Annotated in this window: 16 protein-coding genes; 8 read left to right on the top strand and 8 right to left on the bottom strand. The window is 65.3% G+C overall.

The window, feature by feature from the left end; translation table 11 throughout:
* Positions 1 to 110: 110 nt before the first annotated feature.
* Both ABZW16_RS10540 and ABZW16_RS10545 read left to right on the top strand, forming a co-directional pair.
* Positions 111 to 1,001 (top strand): TIGR03619 family F420-dependent LLM class oxidoreductase, encoded by an 891-nt coding sequence (locus tag ABZW16_RS10540; RefSeq protein WP_354954496.1) that lies wholly within the window; start codon positions 111 to 113, stop codon positions 999 to 1,001.
* Positions 998 to 1,414 (top strand): nuclear transport factor 2 family protein, encoded by a 417-nt coding sequence (locus ABZW16_RS10545; protein ID WP_354954411.1) that lies wholly within the window; start codon positions 998 to 1,000, stop codon positions 1,412 to 1,414. Before ABZW16_RS10540 ends, ABZW16_RS10545 begins: the two co-directional genes overlap by 4 nt.
* A gap of 122 nt (positions 1,415 to 1,536) precedes the next feature.
* Here ABZW16_RS10545 and ABZW16_RS10550 read toward each other — a convergent pair whose 3' ends face one another.
* Positions 1,537 to 2,802, bottom strand: coding sequence for a cytochrome P450 (locus ABZW16_RS10550; protein WP_354954413.1), 1,266 nt, complete (start codon positions 2,800 to 2,802; stop codon positions 1,537 to 1,539).
* Between the two features lie 141 nt (positions 2,803 to 2,943).
* Between ABZW16_RS10550 and ABZW16_RS10555 the strand changes: the two genes are divergently transcribed.
* A complete protein-coding gene (locus tag ABZW16_RS10555; protein ID WP_354954415.1) occupies positions 2,944 to 4,107 on the top strand; it encodes a steroid 3-ketoacyl-CoA thiolase in 1,164 nt (387 codons plus the stop codon).
* Between the two features lie 362 nt (positions 4,108 to 4,469).
* On the top strand, positions 4,470 to 4,886 hold the full coding sequence (locus tag ABZW16_RS10560; RefSeq protein WP_011207048.1) for a helix-turn-helix domain-containing protein: 417 nt from the start codon (positions 4,470 to 4,472) through the stop codon (positions 4,884 to 4,886).
* A 312-nt stretch (positions 4,887 to 5,198) separates the two neighbouring features.
* On the opposite strand, the gene ABZW16_RS10565 is transcribed toward ABZW16_RS10560, so the two are convergent.
* The 5 genes from ABZW16_RS10565 to ABZW16_RS10585 all read right to left on the bottom strand — a co-directional run bounded on the left by ABZW16_RS10565 (position 5,199) and on the right by ABZW16_RS10585 (position 10,617).
* Entirely contained in the window at positions 5,199 to 6,209 is a 1,011-nt protein-coding gene (locus ABZW16_RS10565; RefSeq protein WP_354954417.1) for a hypothetical protein, read from the bottom strand.
* A complete protein-coding gene (locus tag ABZW16_RS10570; protein WP_354954418.1) occupies positions 6,206 to 6,721 on the bottom strand; it encodes an ImmA/IrrE family metallo-endopeptidase in 516 nt (171 codons plus the stop codon). Before ABZW16_RS10570 ends, ABZW16_RS10565 begins: the two co-directional genes overlap by 4 nt.
* A gap of 10 nt (positions 6,722 to 6,731) precedes the next feature.
* The gene (locus ABZW16_RS10575; RefSeq protein WP_354954420.1) at positions 6,732 to 7,808 is read right to left on the bottom strand and encodes a hypothetical protein; all 1,077 of its coding nucleotides are present in this window, start codon (positions 7,806 to 7,808) and stop codon (positions 6,732 to 6,734) included.
* Between the two features lie 1,062 nt (positions 7,809 to 8,870).
* The gene (locus ABZW16_RS10580) at positions 8,871 to 9,782 is read right to left on the bottom strand and encodes an SDR family oxidoreductase (protein ID WP_354954421.1); all 912 of its coding nucleotides are present in this window, start codon (positions 9,780 to 9,782) and stop codon (positions 8,871 to 8,873) included.
* A 37-nt stretch (positions 9,783 to 9,819) separates the two neighbouring features.
* Positions 9,820 to 10,617 (bottom strand): SDR family oxidoreductase, encoded by a 798-nt coding sequence (locus tag ABZW16_RS10585; RefSeq protein ID WP_354954423.1) that lies wholly within the window; start codon positions 10,615 to 10,617, stop codon positions 9,820 to 9,822.
* A gap of 53 nt (positions 10,618 to 10,670) precedes the next feature.
* Here ABZW16_RS10585 and ABZW16_RS10590 point away from each other — a divergent pair, with 53 nt between their 5' ends.
* From ABZW16_RS10590 to ABZW16_RS10605, 4 genes are read left to right on the top strand one after another with little or no spacing between them, the layout of a single operon-like run.
* Positions 10,671 to 11,459, top strand: coding sequence for an enoyl-CoA hydratase family protein (locus ABZW16_RS10590; RefSeq protein WP_354954425.1), 789 nt, complete (start codon positions 10,671 to 10,673; stop codon positions 11,457 to 11,459).
* The gene (locus tag ABZW16_RS10595; protein WP_354954427.1) at positions 11,459 to 12,331 is read left to right on the top strand and encodes a CoA-transferase; all 873 of its coding nucleotides are present in this window, start codon (positions 11,459 to 11,461) and stop codon (positions 12,329 to 12,331) included. The genes ABZW16_RS10590 and ABZW16_RS10595 overlap by 1 nt, the downstream gene beginning before the upstream one ends.
* Complete coding sequence (locus ABZW16_RS10600) at positions 12,328 to 13,137, top strand: CoA-transferase (RefSeq protein WP_354954429.1); 810 nt, start codon at positions 12,328 to 12,330, stop codon at positions 13,135 to 13,137. Before ABZW16_RS10595 ends, ABZW16_RS10600 begins: the two co-directional genes overlap by 4 nt.
* The gene (locus ABZW16_RS10605; protein WP_354954431.1) at positions 13,134 to 14,222 is read left to right on the top strand and encodes a nitronate monooxygenase; all 1,089 of its coding nucleotides are present in this window, start codon (positions 13,134 to 13,136) and stop codon (positions 14,220 to 14,222) included. Before ABZW16_RS10600 ends, ABZW16_RS10605 begins: the two co-directional genes overlap by 4 nt.
* A 357-nt stretch (positions 14,223 to 14,579) precedes the next feature.
* On the opposite strand, the gene ABZW16_RS10610 is transcribed toward ABZW16_RS10605, so the two are convergent.
* Positions 14,580 to 15,731, bottom strand: a complete 1,152-nt coding sequence (locus ABZW16_RS10610) for an acetyl-CoA C-acetyltransferase (protein WP_354954498.1) — start codon at positions 15,729 to 15,731, stop codon at positions 14,580 to 14,582.
* A gap of 122 nt (positions 15,732 to 15,853) precedes the next feature.
* Entirely contained in the window at positions 15,854 to 16,459 is a 606-nt protein-coding gene (locus ABZW16_RS10615; RefSeq protein ID WP_354954432.1) for a TetR/AcrR family transcriptional regulator, read from the bottom strand.
* Positions 16,460 to 16,493: the final 34 nt, after the last annotated feature.

Raw genomic sequence — 16,493 nt, forward strand, 5'->3', positions numbered from 1 at the left:
TCCGAAGGTCGACCGGGGGCGCTTCGCTCCCCCGGTCGACGTATACCGATTCGATGACCACGTCGATACAAACTTTGTCTACTAGGACCGCTGATATGAGCCAAGGAACATTGAAGTTCACCCTCGGCATCGCGCTGAGTCCGCTGGAGCAGTTGCCCGAACTGGCGAAAACTGCTGAGGAGTGCGGGTTTTCATCGATCGCACTCCCCGACTCGCTGTTCTACATGGAGTCGGCGTCGGCGAAGTATCCCTATACCGCCGACGGCAGCCGGTTCTGGGGACCGGAGACACCATGGGTCGACCCGCTCATCGGTGCGACCGCCATGGCGGCGGTGACCAGCCGGATTCAGTTCTACACCAACGTGCTCAAGCTCGGTTCCCGCAATCCGCTGCTGCTCGCCAGGCAGGTCGGCTCGGTGGCCAACCTGTCCGGCAACCGCTTCGGATTCGGCGTCGGAATCGGTTGGGCACCAGAGGAATTCGAATGGTGCGGGGTGCCATATGCCAAGCGTGGCACGCGGGTCGACGAGATGATCGAGGTCATCAAGTTGGTGCTCGGCGGTGGCATGGTCGAATACCACGGGGAATTCTTCGATTTCGATCCGCTGCAGATCAGCCCGGCGCCGAGCCAGCCGGTCCCGTTCTATATCGGCGGCCACACCGAACCCGCACTGCGCCGGGCGGCCAAGGTCGGTGACGGCTGGACCTCGGCAATGATGACCTATGCCGAACTGTGCACCACCATCGGCAAGCTCGGCGCGCTGCGCGCCGAATTCGGCCGCGAACAGGTACCGTTCGAGATCCAGGCGGTGTGCGTCGACAAGTTCGGACGCTCCGGATATCAGGATCTGGCCGATGCCGGGGTGACCGATGCGATCGTGATCCCATGGCTGGCCGATGGCATCGGCTTCGACGGTGAACTTGCGGCCAAGCAGGAGTCACTGCGCCGCTTCGCCGCGAAGAATATCGAGGAACCCATCGTCACGAAGGCAGCAGTATGAGTACCACCGAACATTCAGCACGGGCCGCTGGACTCGCATCGCAGGCCGCGGTGCGAGCGCGGGATAAGCAGGCGTGGGTCGACCTGTTCGCGACCGACGGCATTGTCGAAGATCCCGTCGGCCCTTCAGGTTTCGATCCGGAGGGCAAGGGCCATCGCGGCAAGGAGGCCATCGCGGCATTCTGGGATATGGCGATCGCGAAGACCGATTCGATCGAATTCCACTTCGGGGACTCCTTCGCCTGCGGCAATGAGATCGCCTTCACCGGCCTGATCCGCACCAAAATGGGCGGGCACCAGATCGATGCCGAGGGTGTGTTCACCTACAAGGTGGACGAAACGGGCAAAATCGCTGCGCTGCGGGCATTTTGGGAGGTCGACCGCGCCATGGCGACCGCGAAGCGCACTACCTGAGCACGCTGCCTCCCCCCTCGGGGCAGCACGAAAGGGGCCCTCGTACCGGCAAGGGGACTACCGGTGCGAGGGCCCTTTCGTGTGGACCCAGGCCGCCGACACAAGCCTGGGTCCGCGACGTCTCAGTGCGCGACCGGGCAGCCCGAGCCCTTGTAGTCGACCTGGAACTCCTTGACACCGTTGAGCCAACCCGAGCGCAGTCGCTTCGGATCACCGAGCTTGGTGATATCGGGCATGGCGTCTGCAATGGCGTTGAAGATCAGGTCGACCTCCATCCGGGCCAGATTCGCGCCGATGCAGAAGTGCGCACCAGTACCGCCGAAGGACAAGTGCTGGTTGTCCTTTCGCGTGATATCGAACTGCTCCGGATTCTCGAAGACCTCCTCGTCGAAGTTGGCCGAGCGGTAGAGCATGACCACCCGCTGCCCCTTCTTGATCTGCACACCCCCGAGTTCGGTGTCCTCCAACGCGGTCCGCTGGAACGAGGTGACCGGGGTCGCCCACCGGATGATTTCGTCGGCGGCGGTGGCCGGGCGTTCCTTCTTGAACAGCTCCCATTGATCCGGATGCTCCAGGAAGGCCGCCATACCATGGGTGATCGCATTGCGAGTGGTCTCATTGCCCGCGACGGCCAGCATGATGACGAAGAAGCCGAACTCCTCCGGGGTCAGCTCATCGCCGTCGACATCGGCCTGGATCAGCTTGGTGACGATGTCATCGGCCGGACTTTCCTTGCGCGCCGCGGCCATCTGGTAGGCATAGCCGAGCACCTCGGCGGAGGCGGCGACCGGATCGGCGTCGTTCTCCGGATCGTCATAGCCGGTCATATCGTTCGACCAGGTGAAGACCTTGCCGCGGTCTTCCTGCGGGACGCCGATCAACTCGGCGATGGCCTGCAGCGGCAGTTCCGAGGCGACCTGGGTGACGAAGTCGCCGGATCCGTTTTTCGCTGCCTCCTTCACGATGGACTCGGCTCTCGCCTTGAGTTCGGCGCGCAGGCCGTTGATCACGCGCGGGGTGAAACCCCGGGAGATGATCTTGCGCAACTTGGTGTGATGCGGTGCGTCCATGTTCAACAGCACGAAGCGCTGCAGTTCGATCTGCTCGCGGGTGATGTCGTCGTTGAAACGCGGGATCGCGGTGTTTTCGAAGTTGGAGAACACGTCGCTGCGGCGCGACACCTCCTTGACGTCCGCATGCTTGCTCACCACCCAGAAGCCCTCATCGTGGAAGCCGCCGATTTCGGCGGGCTGCGGATTCCACCAGATCGGTGCGGTGCGACGCAGTTCGGCGTACTCCTCCACCGGAACACGCTCGGCGTAAATGTCCGGGTCCGTGACATCGAACCCATCCGGCAGATTCGGCCGGGCATTCCGCGGGTCAACCACCAGATGTCTCCTTCGACAAACTGAAACACGTTCTACAATCATTGAAGCATAGGCTGCATAATGAGGGAAGAACAGGACAGATTCGCCTGTCGCAGGTATGAACACACGTTTCATTTTTCTGTCCCTGAAGAAAGGTTGGACATGGGCACACCCGTCATCGTCGAGGCCGCTCGCACCCCCATCGGCAAGCGCGGCGGCTGGCTCGCCGGTCTACACGCCGCCGAACTGCTCGGCCTCGCCCAGCGCGGGCTGCTCGATAAGGCACATCTGGATCCCGCCCAGGTGGAACAGGTTATCGGCGGCTGCGTCACCCAGGCCGGTGAGCAGTCCAATAACGTGACCCGCGTCGCCTGGCTGCACGCCGGGCTGCCATGGCAGGTCGGCGCCACCACCATCGACGCCCAGTGCGGTTCGGCGCAGCAGGCCAACCACCTCATCGCCGGACTGATCGCGACCGACGCCATCGATATCGGCATGGCCTGCGGCGTGGAGGCGATGAGCCGAGTTCCCTTGGGCGCCAACGTCGGCGAGCACGCCGGTCCGCGCCGGCCCGCCTCCTGGAATATCGATCTGCCGAACCAGTTCGAGGCGGCCGAGCGTATTGCCAAGCGGCGCGGCATCACTCGCGCCGATATCGATGAACTCGGCGTCCGTTCGCAGCGCCTGGCCGCCCAGGCCTGGGCCGAGGGCCGCTTCGACCGCGAGGTGCTGCACGTGACGGCGCCAGCGGTCGACAAGGAAGGCAATCTCACCGGCGAGAAGCTGGACGTGACAAGGGATCAGGGTCTGCGCGAAACCACACTCGAAGGTCTGGCCAAGCTGAAGCCGGTCCTGGAGAGTGGAATCCACACCGCGGGCACCTCATCGCAGATCTCCGACGGCGCGGCCGCGGTACTGCTGATGGACGAAAAGGCCGCGCAGCGAGCGGGTTTGCGCCCGCGCGCCCGGATCGTGACGCAGGTGCTGGTCGGCTCGGAACCCGAGTTCCACCTCGACGGGCCGGTGCAGGCGTGCACCCGACTGCTCGAACGGTCCGGCATGAATATCGGCGACATCGACCTTTTCGAGATCAATGAGGCTTTTGCGGCAGTTGCACTTTCATGGGCCTCTGTACACAAGCCGGACATGGACCGGGTAAATGTAAACGGCGGCGCTATCGCACTCGGACATCCGGTGGGTTCAACCGGATCCCGGCTCATCACAACGGCTTTGCACGAACTGGAGCGAAGCGGAGGCAGCACCGCGATGGTGCTCATGTGTGCGGGCGGCGCACTCGCAACAGGCACCATCATCGAGAGATTGTAAGAGTTTCAACCAATTCCGGTGCCTTGGTTGAACGTTCATCCCAATGAACCCAAAACGTGTCGTACGCCACACAAACATCAGGACACGCCACTAGATGACTCGTCAGCTATCTTGGGGTTATCATCAGTCCGTCGGGGAAGGTGCTCGCGACGGGCAAGAACCGGTTCACACCACGTTTTCCCAAGAGCCGTTGGCGTGACCCGCAAACGCGACCGTCGCAGTGTCTTCCCGGGAGCGGCACCTAGAAGCTTCAAGGAAATCCTGAATCAGGCGTAGGTTTTCAGTTACTGAGCCGCTAATATCAATGATACGTATCCGAGATAACGACTGTTAGTACAGCGAAGGGAATTGGGCGGCTCACAATGGCTGATTTCGCGGCGCGGCTGAACAAGCTGTTCGAAACCGTGCATCCCCCGGGGCGCAAGCCGCACACCAACGCGGAGGTTGCGGCTGCGCTGACGGCCTCCGGACATCCGATCTCGAAACCGTACCTCTCACAGTTGAGGTCGGGACAGCGGACCAATCCGTCGGACGAAACGGTGGCTGCACTGGCCAAGTTCTTCAAGGTCAAGCCGGACTACTTCTTCAACGACATCTATGCCGCCAAGATCGATCATGATCTGGAGTTGCTGTCCCAGCTGCAGGGCTACGGGCTGCGACGGCTGTCGAGTAGGGCTTTCGACCTGTCCGAAGAATCACAGAACCTCCTCACCTCCATGGCGGAGAAATTGCGGGCAAGTGAAGGTCTGCCCGAAATTCCTCCGGATGGCACCGAATAGGTTCTCCCGCAGCGCAGTACGGTGCGACCCACAGGGTCGCACCGTACTGCGTCATGGGTATGGCCTCACCAGAACGCGGGCACACCCGCAGTGCCCCTAAAGTTGTGGGCTTGGTGGTGCGTACAGGGTTGCGATAAAAGCGCGCCTCAATAGACCCGCTACTGACGAAATCAGTTGCGCGGATACGTCAACAGACACAAGGAATCCGGCACTGCGGAAGCGGTGCCGGATTCCTTGCTATGTCAACCTTATTGAATACCCGGAGCGAGTCCTTGGGAATGCCTCGAGCCGATGGGTTTTGATGTCACTCGATCAATTTCGGACCGACGATGCGGCGCCCGCTTGGTAGGCGCGCGCGATTGCCTGGACCCACCCGCGGGGACTAATACCCTCCGGCGGAGCAATCCACCGCGCGTCGACTACCACCTCACCCAATGGGTTTCGCGCCCACTGCGCGACCCGGTCGGCCCGCGCGGACACCAGCGGCGGTGGTGGACCCGCACTTACCAGCTCGACGCCGCCGCCGGATTGCAGATATAACGCGTCCATAATCTGCGCGACCTGATCGGATGCCTTGAGCTGAGTGGAGGTACTCGTCTGCTCGTGCGCGACCACTTCCGGGAACCGCCCGACCATGGTGCGGTGCAGAACCTTGATCTGCCGCAACAGGATTCGCGCACGGATCCACAGCTCGACCACGATCCACACCGCACCGAACGCGATGAGCATGGCCGCCGCCGCCCAGGCGGGCCAGCCCCAGTCCGGTTCGCCGGGCTTCGCGGCCGGTGCGGCGATGACGGCTCGGCGGATCTGCAGCACGGCGAGCACCGCGACGAGCGCGGTCCCGGCGGTATAGATGGCGATACCGCGACCGAGCGTCGTCCAATCCAGATTGCGCACACCGGTGATGACGATGAAAACGCAGCCGAGCGCGACCGCGATCCAGCCGAAGGTGGTGGACCAGAACAGATTTACCGCCATCGCGACCGAGCCGATGCCATAGATCACGAACGCGATCTGACGCAGATTGCGGCGTGAGACGACCGGCCACGCCGCCGACGCGACCACCGAGGTCGCGGTCGCGAACAGCATCCAGGCCGAGGTCACGACGCCGTCGGACAGCGGGCCCGAAGGCAGACCGCGCGGTAGCAGACCGGCTATGGCGAGCGCGATTTCGGGAACCGCAATGGTGGCCCCGAGTGCGACCGCCGCGACCGCGACGACGATCGCCACCCGCGCGGTCGTCGCGGGCTTCACCAGTACGCGACCGACACGCGCACCGGCGGCGACCCAGACCAGCATGGCCGTCAACCAGAGCGTCATCCGAGCGCCTCATCGAATCGAAGGACCGAGACGCCTGCGCCCCGGCTGTTGAACACGCGGAGTCGGGTCATCAGCATGGCGGCGAAGGTTTCGGCCTCCCATTCGGCGAGTTCGTCCGCACCGTCGTCGACGATCTGCTGATGTGCTCGTTGGCTGAGCATGTAGGCGATCAGATCGTCACTGGCCTCCAGCGTCACCTCAGGCGCGGGCGCGCCCGCATGGTCGAAGACGATATGGCCCAGTTCGTGTGCGAGGGTGTGTTCACGGCTCGGCAGTGCGGTCGCGAGCACGATCACATCGCGGTCCGGATAGAATCGGCGCTGGCCGCAGACGCCCGGACCCAGTTCCGCACTGGCGATTTCGATCTCGCGACGCCGCTCGCTGGCAATGGCGGCGACAACCTCGTCCAGGGTGGTCGCATCGGAATCCGCGGCGACGGCGCACACCGCGTCGACCGCCGCCGCAACCCGTCGGTAGGCCCGGAGTCCGGTTTGCGTTCTGCTCTCACTCATCGAACGCCCCTTACGTCCTCGGTCCGAAGAACTCGGCACGCGCGGCGTCGATGCGGGCCTGTGCGGCCGATGCGCTCTGGAAACTCACTGCGCCGGAACCGATTCCGGCCAGCGCGAGCGCGATCAGGCCGCCGACCACGCCGAGCACATTGGGCTTGGGCAGGTCGTCGGCGGCACTGGTCGGCCGGATATCCGGATTCGGCCTGGCCGGAGCCGCGGGCGGGGCGGCCGAAGGTACGGGCGGCGGTGGCGGTGCCTGCTCCGGAGCGGGTGCGGGCGGCGCGGCCACCGGGACCGGCGCGAGTTGTGGCGCCACCGGTGCGAGTGGCGCTGGCGGGACGATGATCGGGACAGATGGCACTGCCGGAGCGGGCGGCGCGGGCAGTGGGATCAGCAGCAAGAGCAGCGGGGCCGCCGAGCCGACCGCGGCGGAACCGACGGCCGCGGAACCTACTGCGGCGGAACCGATTCCGGCCGAGCCGACACCTGCGGATCCGACACCAGCCGAGCCGACCGCAGCCGAACCCGTACCACCCAGCACAGATCCGGTACCAACACCAGCCGAGCCGACCGCAGCCGAACCCGTACCACCCAGCACAGATCCGGTACCGACAGCGGCGGAACCGACTGCCGCGGAGCCCGTTCCGAGGACGGCGGAGCCGGCGCCCAGCGCCGCCGAACCGGTACCGGCTAACGCCGCCGAACCGGTGCCGAGAATGGTGGCGACACCCGCCGAACCAGTGCCGATGATCGCGCCAACGCCCGCGGAGCCGGTGCCGATAATCGTGCCCACGCCGACCGAGCCGCCGCCGAGGAGTGCGCCGAGCAGACCCGTCGCGCCGAGGGCCGCGGAGCCAGCGGCGGCCGAACCCGCCGCCGAACCGGAACCGGCGGCCGGGTTGACACCCGCAGCGGCATCGGTCGGATCAATCGGTGAACTGACACTCGACCGGCCCGGAATCGCCAGTGGCTCCCATACATCGCCGATCGCATCCGACGCAGGGTAATCAGGATCCGCGCACTGCGGGCACGCGCTGCCGAGCTGCGCCTCGGCCGGCACTCCCCCGAGGAGCGCAAAGCCAGCCACAGTCGCAAGCACTGCAACCACACGCGACGTGCGACCAACGGCCATGCGCCAGCCTTCCCCTGATTCGATATAGCGCAGATCTGTTGCCCGGTCGCAACTCACAAATTCCGGGACTTCGACGGACGGGAGCCCATAGTAAACCGCAGCCCAAATCCGCGCAGTCGCTCGGGCCACGCACGGCATAAGACACGCCCGACCGGCCGTCTGCCCGGAACCGGTCGAGCGCCCAGATCGCGCCTTCGGAACTTCGCGTGTAATCCCGAACACACTTCCGCGTCAATCCCCCTACGCGCACCCCCAGGAAAACCAGCGGACCAGTCCGTATGCCGACGCGCCCCGGCGACCGGTCATGGCGCGGAATCGCAGCGACGGCACCGCCATTCGGACGGCACGGCGGAATTGCGCACAAAACAGTGCACGCGCACGGCATGGCGGACTCGGCACGGCAACGCGGACTCGCCACAGCACAGCGAAGTCGCCAGGGCACAGAGAACTCAGCACAGCACTACGAACTCGCCACAACACAGCGGACTCACCCACGGCACGGCCAACTCGCCACAGCACGGCCAACTCGCCACGGCATAGCGAACTCAGCACAGCACTACGAACTCGCCACAACACGGCGGACTTCGCCACGGCACAGCGGACTCACCCACGGCACGGCGAACTCAGCGCAGCACGGCCAACTCGCCACGGCATAGCGGACTCACGCACGGCACGGCCAACTCGCCACAGCACAACGAAGCCGCCGGGGCACAGCGAAGTCGCGACGGCGTGGCGAACTCGCCACGGCACAGCGGACTCACGCACGGCACGGCGGACTAAGCACAGCACAGCGAACTCGCGCAATGCACAGCTGACTCAGTACAGCACCGAGAACTCGCCACAGCACAGCGAAATCAGCACAACACCGCGGACTTCGCCACAGCACGGCGGACTCGCACTGTGCGGCGCAGCGGACCGGTGCAACCGGACGGGCAATGCGTCGAAGCTGGCACGCCGACGAATTGATTACCGACGACGTGCCAGTCAGAACGGCATGAGCATGCCGGTTCCGTGCACTCAGGCGCCGTAAACCGGCTCCGGCGGAACGGACTTGGCGATCAGGTCGGCGACCACCGGACCGAGTTCGGCGGAGTTCCAGCGCGCGCCGCGATCGACAGCGGTGCCGTGCCGCCAGCCATCGGCCAGGGCCACCTTGCCGCCTTCGACCTCGAACATACGGCCCGTGACAGCAGAGGACTGTGAGCTGCCGAGCCAGACGACGATCGGCGAGACATTTTCCGGAGCCATCGCGTCGAAGCCGTCCTCGGGGGCGGCCATGGTTTCGGCGAAGACGGTCTCGGTCATGCGGGTGCGGGCGGCGGGGGCGATGGCATTGACGGTGACGCCGTAGCGCGCGAATTCGGCCGCGGCGGTGAGGGTCAGGCCCGCGATACCAGCCTTGGCCGCGCCATAGTTGCCCTGGCCGACGCTGCCCTGCAGGCCCGCGCCGGAGCTGGTGTTGATGATGCGGGCATCGACCGCACGACCGGCCTTGGATTCACCGCGCCAGTACTCGATGGCGTGGCGCATGGTCGCGAAGTGGCCCTTGAGGTGCACTCGGATCACCGCATCCCACTCGTCCTCGCCGAGGTTCACCAGCATCCGGTCGCGCACGAATCCGGCATTGTTGACCAGCACGTCCAGACGGCCGAAGGCGTCGACCGCCTGGCGGATGAGGTTGCGCGCACCGTCCCAGTCCGCGATGTCGTCACCATTGGCCACGGCCTCCCCGCCGAGTGCCTTGATCTCGGCGACGACCTGTTCGGCGGGGGTCTCGCTGGTCGCCGCACCGTCCAGGGCGGAGCCGAGATCGTTGACCACCACGCGCGCCCCGGCGGCGGCGAAGGCGAGCGCATGCGCCCGGCCGATACCGCGGCCAGCGCCGGTGACAATGACGACGCGCCCGGCGCAGATCTGCTCGGTGTCCATAACCTGTTGTGTCCTCTTCGTTTTCGGGTTCGGTTGTTCAGGCCTCGGCGGGCTGCTCGGCGACATTGGCATTCGACGCGGCCAGAAATGCCGGGCGCTCACCCCCGCCGTGCACCAGCAACGTCGCGCCGCTGACAAAGGCGGCCAGCGGTGAGGTCAGGAATACGGCGCAGCTGCCGATATCGTCGGGCCGAGCCATCCGACCGAGCGGAATGGTCGCGCCGACCGCGTCGACACCATCTTGATCGCCATAGTGCAGCTGACTCTGTTCGGTCTCGACCGGGCCGACGACCAGCGAATTCACCCGGACCTTCGGGGCCCATTCGACCGCAAGCGTGGCGGTCAGGCTGTCGATACCCGCCTTGGCCGCGCCGTAGGCGGCGGTGCCCGGTGAGGGCCGGTGACCGCTGACGCTGGACACCATCACGATCGAGCCGCCGCCCGGCTGCTGCTGCATCACCGCATTGGCGGCCTGCGAAACCAGCAGCGGCGCGAGCAGATTCAGTTCGACGATCTTGCTGTGGAAGTTCTTGCTCGCGGTCGCGGCGAGGGCGAACGGCGCGCCGCCCGCGTTATTGACCAGGTGATCGAGGCGGCCGTGGCGCGCGACGATCGCATCGACCAGTCCCTGTACCGCGCCGGCGTCACGCACATCGCAGGGCAGGTATTCGATCTCCCGACCGTCATGGCGCACAGGTGCGTCCGCTGGACGTCGCGCGCAGGCAATAACGGTCGCGCCCGCGGCGAGAAAGGCCCTGCTGACGCCTGCACCCACCCCGCGCACACCACCGGTGACCAGAACGACGCTGCCGGTGAGATCGATTTCGAGTGCCACCGTGCTAACCTACCAAGCAACTGCTTGCTTTGCCAACCACGAATGGATACGCGATGGGGATCAACCGTCACTCCGAATCAACCGGCATCACCGTGGTCACGGTCGACTATCCGCCGGTCAACGCCATACCGTCCGACGGCTGGTTCACCCTGGCGGATGAGATCCGCGCGGCCGGGCGCGATCCGGAGACCAAGGTCGTGGTGCTGCGCGCCGAGAACCGCGGCTTCAATGCCGGTGTCGATATCAAGGAGATGCAGCGCACCCCGGGCCATCAGGCACTGATCGACGCCAATCACGGCTGCTTCGAGGCGTTCGCGGCGGTCTACGACTGCCCGGTTCCGGTCATCGCCGCGGTGCAGGGCTTCTGCCTCGGCGGCGGCATCGGCCTGGTCGGCAACGCCGATGTGGTGATCGCCTCCGATGACGCCACCTTCGGCCTGCCCGAGGTCGACCGCGGTGCGCTCGGCGCGGCCACGCATCTGTCCCGGCTGGTGCCGCAGCATCTGATGCGCGCGCTGTTCTACACCGCGAGCACCATCACCGCCCAGCAGCTACAGCACTTCGGATCGGTCTATCAGGTGGTGCCGCGCGCCGAACTCGATGCCGCCGCACTGGAACTCGCCAAGAACATCGCAGCCAAGGATGGTCGGGTGATCCGCGCGGCGAAGCGGGCGCTCAACGGCATCGATGTGCAGGACGTGCACCGCAGCTACCGCTACGAACAGGGTTTCACCTTCGAACTGAATCTGGCCGGGGTGGCGGATGAGATCCGGGCGCGGTTCGACGACGATCTGGCCGCGCGCAAGGAAGAGAGCTCCACGGAAGAGGGCAGGGAAAACTGATGCGGGACAAGCGAATGTCGCTCGACGAGGTCGTCGGCGAACTGCGCAGCGGGATGACCATCGGCATCGGCGGCTGGGGCTCGCGGCGCAAGCCGATGGCGCTGGTGCGGGCCATCCTGCGCTCGGATATCACGGATCTGACCGTGGTCAGCTACGGCGGACCGGATCTCGGTCTGTTGTGCTCGGCGGGCAAGGTGCGCAAGGCGTACTACGGCTTCGTATCCCTGGATTCGCCGCCGTTCTACGATCCGTGGTTCGCCACGGCCCGCACCTCCGGCGCGCTGGTGGCGCGAGAGATGGACGAGGGCATGTTGAAGTGCGGACTGGAGGCCGCGGCCGCACGACTGCCGTTCCTGCCGATCCGGGCCGGGCTCGGATCCGATGTCGTCAATTTCTGGGATGGCGAGCTGAAGACCGTCGCTTCGCCCTACTCGGACGGCGAAACACTCATCGCAATGCCCGCGCTGAATCTCGATGCGGCACTTGTCCATCTGAATATCGGCGATAAGCACGGCAATGCCGCCTATACCGGTGTCGATCCGTACTTCGACGATCTGTACTGCCTGGCCGCCGAGCGTCGCTATGTATCGGTAGAGCGGGTGGTGGAGACCGAGGAACTGGTGAAAGCCGTTCCACTGCAGTCGTTATTGCTCAACCGGATGCTGGTCGACGGCGTGGTCGAGGCGCCCGGCGGCGCGCACTTCACGCTGGCCGCGGACAGCTACGGCCGGGACGAGAAGTTCCAGAAGCACTATGCGGAAGCGGCCAAGACGCCGGAGTCCTGGCAGCGGTTCGTCGACAAATATCTCGCGGTCTCCGAGGACGAGTATCAGGCCGCCGTTCGCGAGTTCGCACAGGAGGTACAAAAATGACAGCATCGCGTAGCGATTCCGTGAGGGGTGGCGGTCGGGCGACGGGTGGGCCGACAACTGAAACAGTTACCCGGGCCGAGATCTGCGCGGTGGCCTGTGCCGAGATCTTCAGCGGCGCGGGGGAAATCATGGCCTCGCCGATGTCGCCGATGTCGATCATCGGTGCGCGCCTTGCCAAGTTGACCACCGAACCCGATCTGCTGCTCTCCGATGGCGAAGCGCTGTTCTTCGCCGACACTCCCCCGCTGGGCGGCAAGGCGCCGACCGAGGGGTGGATTCCGTTCCGCAAGGTCTTCGATGTGGTGGCCTCCGGTCGCCGCCATGTGGTGATGGGGGCCAACCAGATCGATCGGTTCGGCAATCAGAACCTGTCGGCATTCGGCCCATTGCAGCAGCCGACCAGGCAGATGTTCGGTGTGCGCGGCGCACCGGGCAACACCATCAATCATCCGACCAGCTACTGGGTTTCGCGGCATACCCGCCGGGTCTTCGTGGATCGGGTCGATATCGTCTCCGGCGTCGGCTACGACAAGGTCGATCCGGCCAATCCGGCGTATCGGTTCCACCACCTGCACCGGGTGGTCACCAATCTGGGCGTATTCGATTTCGAAGGGCCCGAGCACACCATGCGGGCACGCAGTCTACATCCGGGCGTCACCGCCGCCGAGGTCGCCGAGAACACCTCGTTCGAGATCGCGGGTCTCGGCGATGCGGGTGAGACCCGGCTGCCGACCGCGGAAGAGCTGCGGTTGATCCGGGATGTGCTCGATCCCAAGAAGGTTCGGGAATCGGAGGTCCCGTCGTGAGCGTGCTGCGGACACCGCTGACCGAACTGGTCGGCATCGAACATCCGATCGTGCAGACCGGTATGGGCTGGGTGGCCGGGCCGAGTCTGGTCTCGGCCACCGCCGAGGCGGGTGGGCTCGGGATTCTGGCCTCGGCGACCATGACCTTCGCCGAATTGGAAGCCGCGATCGCGAAGACCAAGGCGCATACCAACAAGCCATTCGGCGTGAACATCCGCGCGGACGCCACGGACGCACCCGAACGGATCGATCTGCTGATCCGCGAGCGGGTCGCCGTCGCGTCGTTCGCGCTCGCACCCAAGCAGGAGCTCATTGCCAAGCTGAAAGATGCTGGCGTGGTAGTGATTCCGTCGATCGGCGCCGCCAAACACGCGGTGAAGGTGGCCTCCTGGGGTGCCGACGCGGTGATCGTGCAGGGCGGCGAGGGCGGTGGGCACACCGGTCCGGTGGCCACCACGCTGCTGCTGCCCTCGGTGCTGGACGCGGTCGATATTCCGGTCGTAGCGGCGGGCGGATTCTTCGATGGCCGTGGTTTGGCGGCTGCGCTGGCCTACGGCGCAGCGGGTGTCGCGATGGGTACGCGCTTCCTGCTCACCAAGGAGAGCACCGTCCCCGATGCCGTCAAACAGGAATACCTGAGGCGGCAACTACAGGACACCGTCGTCTCGCTCAAGGTCGACGGTATGCCACATCGCGTGCTGAACACCGAACTCGTCGACCGTCTGGAACATTCCGGCCGCTGGCGCGGCCTCACCGCCGCGGTATCGAACGCGGCGAAGTTCAAGGGCATGACCGGCATGAAGTGGTCGACCATGGTCCGCGACGGCCTGGCCATGCGAAAGGCGAAGGACCTCACCTGGTCCCAGGTGATCATGGCCGCCAACACCCCCATGCTCCTGCGCGCTGGTCTAGTCGAAGGCAACACCCAGGCCGGTGTTCTGGCTGCAGGCCAGGTAACCGGCATCATCGACGACCTCCCAACCTGCAAGGAACTCATCGACCGCATAGTCGCCGAAGCCGTCACCCGAATCGACACCATCGCCACCCTCACCACAGATCCCGGCACACCCCCGATCACGCCCTAACCGAAGCGCCACCTAGATCCACCAAAGGCCGCCCCGAGTCCTCCTGACCGGGGCGGCCTTTCACGCCGGTTCGGATTCGTTGGGCTGCGGTGGGTCCTGTTGTCCTGCACAGACATCTCGGGTTTCGGCTGTCCCAGGATGTTCTGTCGTCCAGTGGTTCAACCGGCCATGCTGGGCACTTTGTGTGCAGTACCCGGCTTACCTCCCGCAGTTCGTGCACGCAGGCCCACGGCTTCCAGCCCAGTCGACCGGCTGTGGTTGCGTTCACGAGCACTATTAGTCGAGACGAGTCAAAAGGTTGCTGTGGTGTGGGGTCGAGCGACCATTTGACTCGGCTCGATGGGGTGACCGGGAGGGCTAGTTGAGGCGCTCGATGATGGTTGCGTTGGCGGTGCCGCCGCCTTCGCAGATGGTGAGCAGGCCGTAGCGGCCGTTGACGCGTTCCAGTTCGTTGAGGAGAGTGGCGAAAAGCTTTGCGCCGGTGGCGCCGAGGGGGTGGCCGAGGGCGATCGCGCCGCCGTTGACGTTCACCTTGTCCGGATCGGCGCCGGTCTCCCGCAGCCAAGCGAGTACGACCGGGGCGAAGGCCTCGTTGATCTCGATGACATCGATATCGTCGATGGTCAGGCCGGTCTTCTCCAACGCCCACTTGGTGGCGGGGATGGGGCCGGTGAGCATCATGATCGGGTCGGCGCCGCGGGCGCTGACATGGTGGATGCGGGCGCGCGGGCGCAATCCGTATGCCTCGACGGCCCATTCGGAGGCGAGCAGGGTCGCGCTCGCGCCGTCGGAGATCTGGCTGGCGACCGCGGCGGTAAGCGTGCCGCCCTCGGCGAGCACCGGCAGCGACGCCATCTTCTCGAGTGTGGTCTCGCGCGGGCACTGGTCGATCCAGAATTCGCCGACCGGCACGATCTCCCGATCGAAGCGGCCGTTCTTGATGGCATCGCGGGCGCGCTCATGGCTGCGCAATGCCCAGCGCTCCATCTCTTCTCGGCTGATATTCCACTTATCGGCGATCATCTGCGCGCCGTTGAACTGCGAAACCTCGCCCGTGCCATAGCGATGGTCCCAGCCCTGCGCACCGACGAACGGCGAATCGAACCCGTACTCCTTGCCCGCCAGCATGGCCGCCGAGATCGGAATGGCGCTCATATTCTGCACACCGCCCGCGACGACCACCTCGGCCGTGCCGCTCATAATGGCCTGCGCGGCGAAATTGATGGCCTGCTGGGAGGATCCGCACTGCCGGTCGACGGTGACTCCGGGAACCTCCTCCGGATATCCGGCGGTCAGCCACATGGTGCGGCCGATATTGCCCGCCTGCGGGCCGATATTGTCGACACAGCCGACGATCACATCGTCGACTACCGCCGGATCGATCGGATTGCGGTCCAGCAGACCTCGCAGCGCAGCCGCGCCGAGATCGGCCGGATGCACCGCGGCCAGCGCGCCATTGCGCTTGCCGACCGGAGTGCGCACGGCATCGATCACATAGGCATCCCGCAGCGGGGCGTATGGGCGGCGAGCGGATGGTGCTGACATCTAGAACTCCTACTTGGTGTGCTGCCCGGCCGGAAGCGACGGGCCCGGAGGCGGTGCTCGGATTACCACCGACCGCCGAAGTGGACTTACGGCACGGTGAGGCCGTCGAGCACGATGGTCAGATACTGCTTGGCGAGATTCTCGACGGTGATCGCGCCGCCGGGCTCGTACCACCGGACCGCAACCCACACCGTGTCGCGCAGGAATCGGTAGGCCAGTTCGACGTCGAGTTCCGGCCGGAAGGTGCCGTCCTCGACGCCATTGATCAGTACCCGATGCCACAGCTCGCGGAATTCGCGGTTGTAGTCCGCGATATAGGTGAACCGCTCCGAATCGCGTAGGCGCTTGGCCTCGGCCTGATAGATCGCCACGGCCGCGTGCGAGCGGTCGAAGGATTCATAGGACGCGATCACCAAGGCTTCCAAGGTATCTCGCGAGCTCAGCCCGGAAGCGACGATCTCCCGGTACCGCCCGAACAGATCGTCGAGGAAGCCGCGCAGAATCTCGTCGACCATCGACTCCTTGGAATCGAAGTGGTGATAGAGGCTCCCCGATAGAATCCCGGCCGCATCGGCGATATCGCGCACGGTCGTCGCACGCAGTCCACGCTCGGCGAACAGTTGGGCCGCGAGCGCGAGCAGTTCATTGCGCCGTGCTGATTTCGAGGCGTCTGATGCGGTCACACGGGCCATAATACAACCAAGCATTTGCTTGGGGAACCCGGGA

It is taken from the genome of Nocardia sp. NPDC004604, from assembly GCF_040609795.1.
In the GTDB taxonomy this organism is placed as follows: domain Bacteria; phylum Actinomycetota; class Actinomycetes; order Mycobacteriales; family Mycobacteriaceae; genus Nocardia.